Source organism: Thermoflexus sp. (assembly GCF_040289485.1).
In the GTDB taxonomy this organism is placed as follows: domain Bacteria; phylum Chloroflexota; class Anaerolineae; order Thermoflexales; family Thermoflexaceae; genus Thermoflexus.
Map to the genome: position 1 here is coordinate 1 of NZ_PSLG01000073.1, position 9,700 is coordinate 9,700.

7 protein-coding genes are annotated in these 9,700 nt (G+C 70.7%); 4 read left to right on the forward strand and 3 right to left on the reverse strand.

What is annotated here, in order from left to right; all coding sequences use genetic code 11:
* Window positions 1-1,619 (forward strand): phosphoenolpyruvate--protein phosphotransferase (gene ptsP / locus C4313_RS10060; protein ID WP_352429731.1); only part of this gene is annotated, 1,619 nt, incomplete at its 5' end.
* Here ptsP and C4313_RS10065 read toward each other — a convergent pair.
* From C4313_RS10065 to proS, 3 genes are all read right to left on the reverse strand, one after another.
* A complete protein-coding gene (locus C4313_RS10065) occupies window positions 1,601-2,518 on the reverse strand; it encodes an LGFP repeat-containing protein (protein WP_352429732.1) in 918 nt (305 codons plus the stop codon). The two genes, ptsP and C4313_RS10065, sit on opposite strands and share 19 nt — an antisense overlap.
* A 95-nt stretch (window positions 2,519-2,613) precedes the next feature.
* Complete coding sequence (locus tag C4313_RS10070) at window positions 2,614-3,711, reverse strand: class II aldolase/adducin family protein (protein ID WP_352429733.1); 1,098 nt, start codon at window positions 3,709-3,711, stop codon at window positions 2,614-2,616.
* Window positions 3,712-3,752: 41 nt separating this feature from the next.
* Window positions 3,753-5,183, reverse strand: a complete 1,431-nt coding sequence (proS, locus tag C4313_RS10075) for a proline--tRNA ligase (protein ID WP_352429734.1) — start codon at window positions 5,181-5,183, stop codon at window positions 3,753-3,755.
* 186 nt (window positions 5,184-5,369) lie between these two features.
* On the opposite strand from proS, the gene C4313_RS10080 reads away from it, so the two are divergent.
* From C4313_RS10080 to C4313_RS10090, 3 genes are read left to right on the forward strand one after another with little or no spacing between them, the layout of a single operon-like run.
* Window positions 5,370-7,496, forward strand: coding sequence for a tetratricopeptide repeat protein (locus C4313_RS10080; RefSeq protein WP_352429735.1), 2,127 nt, complete (start codon window positions 5,370-5,372; stop codon window positions 7,494-7,496).
* Between the two features lie 47 nt (window positions 7,497-7,543).
* Entirely contained in the window at window positions 7,544-8,416 is an 873-nt protein-coding gene (gene cdaA / locus C4313_RS10085) for a diadenylate cyclase CdaA (RefSeq protein ID WP_352429736.1), read from the forward strand.
* A complete protein-coding gene (locus tag C4313_RS10090) occupies window positions 8,413-9,645 on the forward strand; it encodes a CdaR family protein (RefSeq protein WP_352429737.1) in 1,233 nt (410 codons plus the stop codon). Before cdaA ends, C4313_RS10090 begins: the two co-directional genes overlap by 4 nt.
* Window positions 9,646-9,700 lie beyond the last annotated feature (55 nt).

Sequence of the window (9,700 nt, forward strand, 5' to 3'; positions counted from 1 at the left end):
GGGCCCGGCTGGCGGCGGCCCGGGCGCAGGCCGTCGCCGAGCTGCAGACCCTCCTAGAGGCCCAGCGGGACCGCCTCCCGCCGGAGGAGCGGGCCATCTTCGAGGCCCAGGCGTTGATGCTGGAGGACCCCGAACTGCTGGCCCGGGTGGAAGAGGGGTTGGCCAGCGGGCTGTCCGCCGAGGCCGCTTGGAGCCAGGCGGTGGAGGCTTTCGCCGCCCAACTGGCCGCGCTGCCAGACCCTTATTTCCAGGCCCGGGCGGCGGACGTTCGGGACATCGGGAACCGGGTGTTGCGGCATTTGATCGGCGCCCCAGCGGAGGCCAGGATGCCGGATCACCCGGTGGTTGTGGTGGCGGACGAGCTGCTCCCTTCCGAGACGGTGACGCTGGACCCGGGGCGGGTGTTGGCCTTCGTGACGGCCGGCGGGGGGCCCACCGCCCATGCCGCCATCCTGGCCCGCCGGCTGGGAGTGCCGGCCGTTGTCGCGGTGGGCCCGGCCCTTCATCAGGTCGCAGAGGGAGCACTGCTGGTGGTGGACGGCGAGGCCGGATGGGTGGAAGTGGATCCGGCGCCGGAGGTTGTGCGCGTGGCTCAGACCCGCCGGGACCTCTGGTTGCAGCGCCGTCAGCAGGCGGCGCGCGAGGCGCTGGGCCCCGCCTACACCCGGGACGGCTTGCGCATCGAGGTGGCGGCGAACGTCGGGAGCCTGGCGGATGTGCAACAGGCCGCCCAGGCCGGCGCGGATGGGGTGGGGCTGCTGCGCACGGAGTTCCTGTATCTGGGGCGGACGGCGGCGCCCACGGAGGAGGAGGAGGTCACCGCCTACCGGGCGTTGCTGGAGGCCATGGGCGGGCGGCCGGTGGTGGTGCGCACCCTCGATGTGGGTGGCGACAAGCCCCTTCCCTATCTCCCGATGCTCCCGGAGGCCAACCCCTTCTTAGGCGTCCGGGGCGTTCGTCTCTCCCGGCAGCACCCGGAACTGCTGCGGCAGCAGTTGCGGGTGCTGCTGCGGGCGGGGGCTGGCTTCCCCCTCCGGATCATGTTTCCGATGGTCAGCACCGTCGAGGAGATCCGCTGGCTCCGCGCGGTTTTCGAGGAGGTCCGTCGTGCCCTGGAGGCCCGGGGAGATCCTCTGCCGCAGGACCTCCAGATCGGGATGATGGTGGAGGTGCCATCGGCGGCGCTGCTGGCGGAGCACTTCCTGCCCTGGGTGGATTTCTTCAGCGTGGGGACCAACGACCTGGCCCAGTATACGTTGGCGGCTGACCGGACCCATCCGGCGGTGGCCCGGATGGCGGACGGGCTGCACCCGGCGGTGCTCCGGCTGATCCGCATGGTCGCCGAGGCCGCCGTCCCGGCGGGCCGGTGGGTCGGGGTGTGCGGCGAACTGGCCGGGGACCCCTTCGCCGTCCCTGTGCTCATCGGCCTCGGGGTGCGGGAACTCAGCGTGAACCCGGTGCGGATCCCGGAGGTGAAGGCGGCGGTCCGGCGGTGGTCCCTGGCCGAGGCGGAGGCCCTGGCGCGGGAGGCCCTCCGCCAGGAGAGCGCCGAGGCCGTGCGGCGGCTGGTGCAGGCAGCGCTGGAGGAGGCAGCTACCGGTCAGGGCCAGACCCGGTAGGAGGTGAAGGTTTCCCCACGGCGCACCCCATCGGAGGCCACCACCTGGACCTCCACCAGGGCCCCGCTGGGCGCGGCGGGAATCGGGAAGGCGCCTTGGGCCATCCCGTGCAGATCCGTGATCATAGCCAGCGGGGGCGCGCCCGGAACCCGGACCTGCACGCCCGCCTCGGGCACCGGCTGCCCCCCTTCGTCGGTGACGAAGACCACGATCCTTTGGGCCTGGCCGGCGCCCAGCACGGGACGCCCGAGGATGGCCCGGACCTGAAGCCGGCCGGAGGAGGGGGCCAGGCGGGCGGCGGCGGGCAGCGCCAGCCCCCGGGCGCGGGCATACTGTTCGCCCAGGTTCATCGGCCGCACCGTCCGCGTCCGCGGATCCCATGTCACCTTCATTCCTTCGAAGACCTGGACCAGCCGTCCGTTCTCCACGAACGGCTCCGTGACGGGGTTGCCGATCCCCCGGGCGCCGCCGTGGCGGAGCCAGAAGGCGAGGAACATGCCGCTCACCGTGTGCCCGGTTTCGGCCACATACCGGCGGAACGGCCGTCCCAGGGGGATCCGCGAGGGCGGGAGCGGCGGGGTAACCAGCCCCAGGGCCTCGGCGATCGGCAACAGCCCCACGGCGTCCTCCGGCGCCGCCAGGGGGTCCCAGCGCAGGCAGGTGAACTGGAAGCATTGGATCTGATAGGGGGGATCGGGGAGGGCGGGGGTGATGGGATAACCCAGGAAGGCCAGCCCCCCATGTTCCTCGAAGAACCGGAGGAAGAGCCCGCGGACCGTGTGGCCGGTCTCGGGGAAGAAGCGCTCCTCCGGTCCTTGCCCGATCGGCCCGGCGGGGATCCGCAGAAGGATCAGCGCCAGCCCCAGGGCGCTGTAACGCCACCCCGTCCTGATCCGCATGGCCGTCCTCGCCGATGCGGAGGGCGAAGCCCCCCGCTTCCGGACCGCCCGGTGTCTACACCAGGCGGTTCTTGGCCTTCTTGGCAGGATGCCGGCTAGACCATAGGGACCTGAGGGATCACACGCCCCCGCAGGCGCTCCATGATGTCATCCAGGTCGCGGCCGGTCGCTGTGATCCCGTGGTTGCGCAGGCCGATCACCGCGCGGGCGGGATCCGGAGCCCGGCGCACCAGTTCGGCGACCTCCATGGCCAGTTCCCAGGTCCCGCAGGGATAGTTCACGGTGGTCACCGGGATCCCCTCCATCCACGCGTGGACGTGGATGATGGCCCCCACCTCCGGGTGCTCCCGGTAGATCATCCAGTGCTCGATGGCGTCCACCGAGACGCGGCGCGGCTCGATGTGGGGCGGGACGCTGAGGAGGATCACGTTGCGCCGGGCGTCGTAGCCCTTCACCAGCAGGATGTCGCGGCCGATCACCTGGAGGTTCCCCTTGTCGACGCCGCTGGCGCTCATCCAGAAGCGCTCGGCGTCCTCACGCACGCTGAGGTTGCCGTAACTCAGGCCGCCCAGCCCGTATAGCCGCTTGACGTGCAGCAAATCGCGGGGCGGCAGGATCTCCTCCAGGGGGAAGGGGGCGGGCAGCAGGTTGAGAGAAGCCAGGAAGCGGCCGGCCGCCTTGAGTTTCTCCGTCCGTTCGTTCCCGCCCCACAGTTCCGGCGGCAGGTCCGGGTGGAACTCGTTGTTGATGACCAGCCGGGCCTGGGCCAGCGGGGCCAGCCGGCGGTAGATCCGCTCGAAGAAATCGAACTCGTCGTCCCGGCAGGCCTCCACGTAATGGCCCAATTCCAGCGTGACGAAGTGAGCCTCCCAGCGCGCCCCCCCGTCGGCGCCCGCCCCGGGGATCAGGGCGATGAGCAGGTTGGAGAGGGCGCGGACGAGGATCGGATAGCAGGCCCGCAGGAACTCGGAGGGGACCTCCGGGAGCTCGACGATGGAGGCCACGAAGGTCCCCTGGGATTTGCGGCGGAAAGGACGGGGGCGGGCCGGGTCGGTGAAGTTCAGGACCAGCCGGATGTTGCGGGTGGGCTCCTCGAGGAACGAGTGGCCGTGGGCCCGCAGGGCCCCCCACAGCCCGTCCCGGAACCAACGCAGCCCCGGCGTGCGCGCTTCCCCGACGATGGTGAACTCCATGCGAGCCCCTCCTCGGGAAGGTGTGGGAACTGCCCTCGGGGTCAATAGGCGCGGGCGAAGACGGCCATCTCGGCCGCCGGCTCGCCGCAGACGATGCAGCGGCCCTGCCCCCCGGGCTGCTCCAGGGGGATGCAGCGATTGGTGGCGGTGGTGTCCGCCTTGATCTTCGCCTCACACACCGCGCTCCCGCACCACCAGGCCCAGGCGAACCCGTCGGCGACGGCCTCCCGGAGCTGGTCATACGTCTCCGGGTAATGGGTGTGGCTTTTCTGGAAGGCCAGGGCCCGCTGATAGAGGTCCGCCTGGATGATGCTCAGGGCCTCCTGGACGGTGCCGAGGAGCCCGTCCACGGGGACGGCCTTCTTGCCCTGGGGACCGGGCTGATCCCGCCGGGCCAGGACGACCTGGCGCTCCGCCACCTCCCGCGGCCCGATCTCGATGCGCAGGGGCACCCCGCGCAGTTCCCACTCGTTGAATTTCCAGCCCGGCGTGTATTCTTCCCGGGTGTCCACCCTCACCCGGATCTCCGGCTCCAGGATCCGCCGGACCTGTTCGCAGGCCTCCAGGACGGGGGCGCGCTCCGCCTCCCCCTTCCAGATGGGGACCACGATGACCTGGATGGGGGCCAGACGAGGGGGCAGGATCAGCCCCCGGTCGTCCCCGTGCACCATGATCACCGCGCCCACCACGCGGGTGGAGAGGCCGTGGGAGGTGGTCCAGGCGTATTGCATCTGGTTGCTGGCGTCGAGGTAGCGGATCTCGAAGGCGCGGGCGAAATTCTGGCCCAGGTTGTGGGAGGTCGCCGACTGCAGGGCGCGGCCGTCCCCCATCATGGCCTCGATGGTGTAGCTGCGCAACGCTCCGGCGAACTTCTCCGACTCGCTCTTGCGGCCCTGGATCACGGGGGTGGCCGCATCCTCCACGGCGAAGTCGGTGTAGAGGTCCAGCACCCGCAGGGCCTCCTCCTCCGCTTCCTCAGAGGTGGCGAAGACCGAGTGGGCCTCCTGCCAGAGGAACTCCAGCGTCCGCAGGAAGGGCCGGGTCCGCTTCTCCCATCGCACCACGTTGCACCACTGGTTGATCCGCAGCGGCAGGTCCCGGTAGGACTGGATCCATTGGGCATACATGTAGCCGATGATGGTCTCTGAGGTCGGGCGGACCACCAGGGGCTCCTCCAGCGTCTCCCCGCCGCCGATGGTCACCACAGCCAGTTCGGGCGAGAAGCCGCTGACGTGCTCCTTCTCCTTCTGAATGAACGAGTAGGGGATAAACAGGGGGAAATAGGCATTCTGATAGCCCATGGCCTTGAAGCGCCGGTCCACGGCGGCCTGGATGTTCTCCCAGATGGCGTAGCCGTAGGGCCGGAAGACAATGCAGCCCCGCACCGGGGCGTAATCGGCCAGTTCCGCCTCCCGGATGACGTCCAGATACCACTGGCTGTAGTCCTCATGGCGCGGCGTGATCCGACCCATCGCTCCTCCCCTTCGGTCCTATATCATCCCTGCGGCCCCGCCGGCCCATGGGCGCGGCGCCTGGGAATGCGCTCCAGCCAGATTACCGGCTATTGTAATCGCGCGGCAGGGGCCTTTCAAGCCACTCCCAGCAACTCCCCTTCGCCCATGTTATACTTGGAGCCATCCAACAGGTGGGGGCTGGGGGTGGAAGATCATCATCGGCGCTATGCGGAGGCGTTGCAGCGGGGGCATGAAGCCCTCTGGGGGAAGCGGTGGTCGGCGGCCATCGCCGCCTATCGGGAGGCTTTGGCGGCTCTGCCAGATCAACCCGAGGCGCTGACTGGACTGGGCCTGGCCTGCATGGAGGCCGGCCGCTACGGGGAGGCGCTGGAGGCCTTCCAGCGCCTGGCGGATCTTCAGCCGGAGGATCCGATCCCCGTGCTGCGCATGGCCGAGATCCTCCAGCGGATGGGCCGTTCGGCGGAGGCGGCGGCCCATTACCATCGGGCCGGCCAGTTGTTCGCGGCACGGGAGGATTGGCGGCGGGCGGCACAGGCGTGGGGACAGGCCTGGCGCCTGGATCCCGGCCGGATGGAGAGCCTGGAGGCCCTGGCCCAGGCCTATCGCCGACTGGACCAGCGGGAGGCCGCCGTGCGGGTGGACCTGGCCCGCGCCCGGGCCTGGGCGCAGCGGGGGGATCTCCAGCGGGCTTTGCAAGCGGTCAGCGAGGCCCTGGCCCTCGATCCGGATCATCCCCAGGCCCTTCAGGCCCGGGACTGGCTGCGGGCCCAACTGGCCCGCCGGACCGGGACCGGCCCCCTGCCGGCGCGGTCCCTCCCGGAGGGTGGGCACGGTCTGGAGGCCGAGCGGGCGCGGGCGGAGGCGCTGTGGGGGCTTCCTCTGGAGGAGGCCGCCCGGGAGGCCGAGGCATCGCTGGATCCAATCGCCCGGGCCCTTGCAATGGCCCTGCAGGAACTGGCGGACTTGATCTTCGCGGAGGACCGCGGTGGGCTTTCGGAGGAGACCTGGTTTCAGGCCAGCGTGCTCCTGGGGCGGGCGGTGGACGCCCATGCGCGGGGCCAGTTCCGGGAGGCCCTGGCCCTCTATCAGCAGGTGAGCGAACTGGGCCTGCAGCGGCCCAGCCTGTCCTTCGCCATGGGGGCATTGCTGGTGGAGCGCCAGCGTTGCGAGGAAGCGGCGGCCCACCTCGCCCGGGCCGCCGAGGCGCCCGCCTTCCATCTGGCGGGTTTGCTGCTGCGGGCCCGTTGCGAGCGGCAACAGGGCCGGCTGGGGCCGGCGGCGGGCTGGATCCTGGAAGCGCTGGAGGCCATCGATCGGACGTTGGTCCCGAAGGCCGCCGCAGCCTTGCGGGAGCGCTATCGCTTCCTGAGGGCCTGGATCGAGCGGCATCCGGATCGGCAGGCAGCCCTGGTGGAGGAGGCCCTGGCGACCCTGGGGAGCGCTACCTGGGAGGATCGGCTGGCCTGGATGCGCCGGGCGCTGGACCAGTGGGCCGAGGGGATCCCCTTCCGTTTCGCCCTCGCCGATGTCCTGATGGCGCCGAAGGGCGAGTGGGCGCTGCTGGAACTGGGGCAGGCCTACCACTGGGCTCGGGAGGGCCTGTTCTACAGCGCCCTGGAGGAGGCGATGCGGGTGGTGGCCGCAGCGCCTCTGGCCCCGGTGGCCCATCTGGCCTTGGGCCAGATCCTGGCGTGGGGATCCCGCGGGGCGGCCGCCGCGGCCAAGTTCCGGGCCCTGGGAGACTACTTTCGGTATTGGGGGGATGACGCCCTGGCGCTGGCGCTGTTCGATCGGGCGGCTCAACTGACGCCCTTTGACCTGCTGACCCTGCGCCAGGCCCTTCAATTGGCCCAGGCCCAAGGCGATGCCCCCCGCATCCTGCACTATTTCGGGGCCCTGGCCGATGCCCACCTGCAGATGGCCGACCTGGAGGGAGCGGATCAGGCCTGCCGGGAGGGGTTGCGATGGGCGTCCCGGCACGGAGTGCCCGCCCCGATGCTCCGGCCGTTGTGGGGCCGTCTGGCCGACCTCGCCCTTCAGCGCCTGGATTGGGCTCAGGCGGCGGCCTTCCTGGAGTCGCTGCGGCGGGTCGACCCCGACGACGCGGAGACGCGCTGGAGCCTAGTGGAGGTTTATCTACGGCTGGGCCGGGGGGCGGAGGCGTCCCGCGAACTAGAGGGCTTGATCGAGGAAGGGCGGTCCACGGGCCGGTGGGCCGAATGGCGGGCCCGGCTCGAAGAGCTGCGGCGGCTTTTCCCCGAGGAGCCGGCCTTGCGGCAGGCCCTCGCCCGGCTGCCGCCGGCAGGCTGACGGTCTCCCCTTTCGCCCAGGATGATCGGATCGATGGATGAGGTTCCGTGCGGGATCTGGTCTACCTGCTGGACCAGTTGAATTGGGTCAGCCTGATCGACATCGGGCTGGTGGCCCTGCTCTTTTTCGGGATCCTGTATTCCCTGAAGGGGACGCCGGCGGTCACCCTCATCCGGGGCCTGTTCATCCTGATCCTGCTGGTGCTGATCCTGAGCGGGCCGTTGAGTTCGCTCCGGGCGATGCGCTGGCTGTTGGGGCGGACGCTGCCGGCCCTGTTGATCGCTATCCCCATTGTCTTCCAGCCCGAACTGCGGCGGGCTCTGGAGCGGCTGGGGCGTTTCGGGCTCTGGCTGCAGCGGAACGCGGCGGAAGCCTCGGTGGAGGAAGTGATCGAGGCCTTGATCCAGGCCTGCCCTCGCCTTGCCGAGCGCCGCCACGGCGCCCTTATCGTCCTAGAGCGCACCACCGGGCTCCAGACTTACATCGATACGGGGATCCGTCTGGACGCGCGGGTCACCCCCGAGTTGTTGATGACTATCTTCGCGCCCAACACCCTCCTCCACGACGGCGCAGTGATCATCCGGGAGGGGCGGGTGGCGGCGGCTGGATGCATCCTCCCGCTCACCACCGGCTGGGTCGGCGACCCTCAGCTGGGCCTGCGGCACCGCGCCGCCATCGGGATCACTGAGGTGAGCGATGCCCTGGCCATCGTCATCTCGGAGGAGCGAGGGACCATCTCGGTGGCCCTGAACGGGCGCATCGTCCGCCGCCTGGATGCACGGCGGCTGGAGTTGGTGCTGCGCAACTTCTACAGCCCGCCCCCCGAAATCGAACGGACCCGACGCTGGCTGCAGGATCTGCGGGAGATCGGCCGGCGGGCGCGGCTGATCCTGTTCCCGCACCAGGGAGGCCGGGGGTGAGGTGGTTGCGGGAGAACGCCGGGCTGGCCCTGCTGGCCTTCGGCCTGTCCTTCGCCGTCTGGGCCGCTGCGGTATGGGAGGAGGACCCGCCGGTGGAGCGGGTGCTGACGGGTCTGCCCATCGCCTTCCAGGGCCTGGGCCCTGAGCGCATCGTTTTCGAGGCCTCCACCGAGGCCGTCCAGATCCGGGTGCGGGCCCCCCGCTCCGTCGAGGGAACCATCGGCCCTCAGGATTTTATGGCCTTCGTCCGCGTGGAGGGGTTGGAGGAAGGGGCCCACGAGCGCCCGGTGGAGGTCCGGTCCCGCCGGCGGGGCCTCCAGATCGTGCAGGTGGATCCGCCGCGTGTGCGGTTCCACCTGGAGCGGGTGGAGCGCCGGGAGGTCCCTGTCTCCATCCAGGTCCTTGGCCAGCCGGCCGTCGGTTACCAGATCGCCCCGCCGGTCCCCACACCGGCGCGCGTGCAGGTGGTCGGGCCGCGCTCCCTGGTGGCGCTGGCGGCGATGGCCCGGGGGAAGGTCCAGATCGACGGCGTGCGGGGATCGGTAGAGCTCCAAGTGCCATTGGAGGCCGTGGACGCCCAGGGGACGGCCCTGACGGCCCTCCGGGTGGAGCCGGAGCGGATCACCGTCACCGTCCCCGTGGAGCAGCGCCTGGGCTTCCGGGAGGTGCCGGTCCGGGTGACGCTGCAGGGGCGCCCGGCCCGGGGCTACCAGTTGACCGAGCTCTCTGTGGATCCACCCACGGTGACCCTCACGGGGGATCCGCGGCGGCTGGAGGAGATCGGCAGCGCCATCGCCACCGAGCCCATCGATCTTTCCGAGGCCCGCGGCGAATTGATCGTCCAAGTCCCCCTGGTCCTGCCGGCGGGGGTGGCCCTGGTGGGCAGCCCGGCCCAAGTGCAGGTTCGCCTCCGGGTGGAGCCCATCTTGAGCACCCAGGTCTTCCAGCAGGTGCCGATCGTGGTGGAGGGCCTGCGGCCGGGCGTCCTGGCCCGCCTGTCACCGGAGGCGGTGGACGTGCTGATCCGGGGCCCCTTACCCTACGTGGAGGGGCTCCGACCCGACCAGCTGCAGGTGCGGATCCACGTGGGAGATCTGGATCGGGGGACTTACACGGTGACGCCGACGGTGATCCTCAGCGCCACGGCCGTCAACCTGTCCTGGACCTTGATCCCCCCCTCGGTCCAGGTGACCCTCATGCCGGCGCCGACGCCCACCCGCCTCCGTTGAGCGGGGGCCTTCCTGAGTCCGTTCCGTGGCGCATCGTCATCTGTTTCACCTTGCG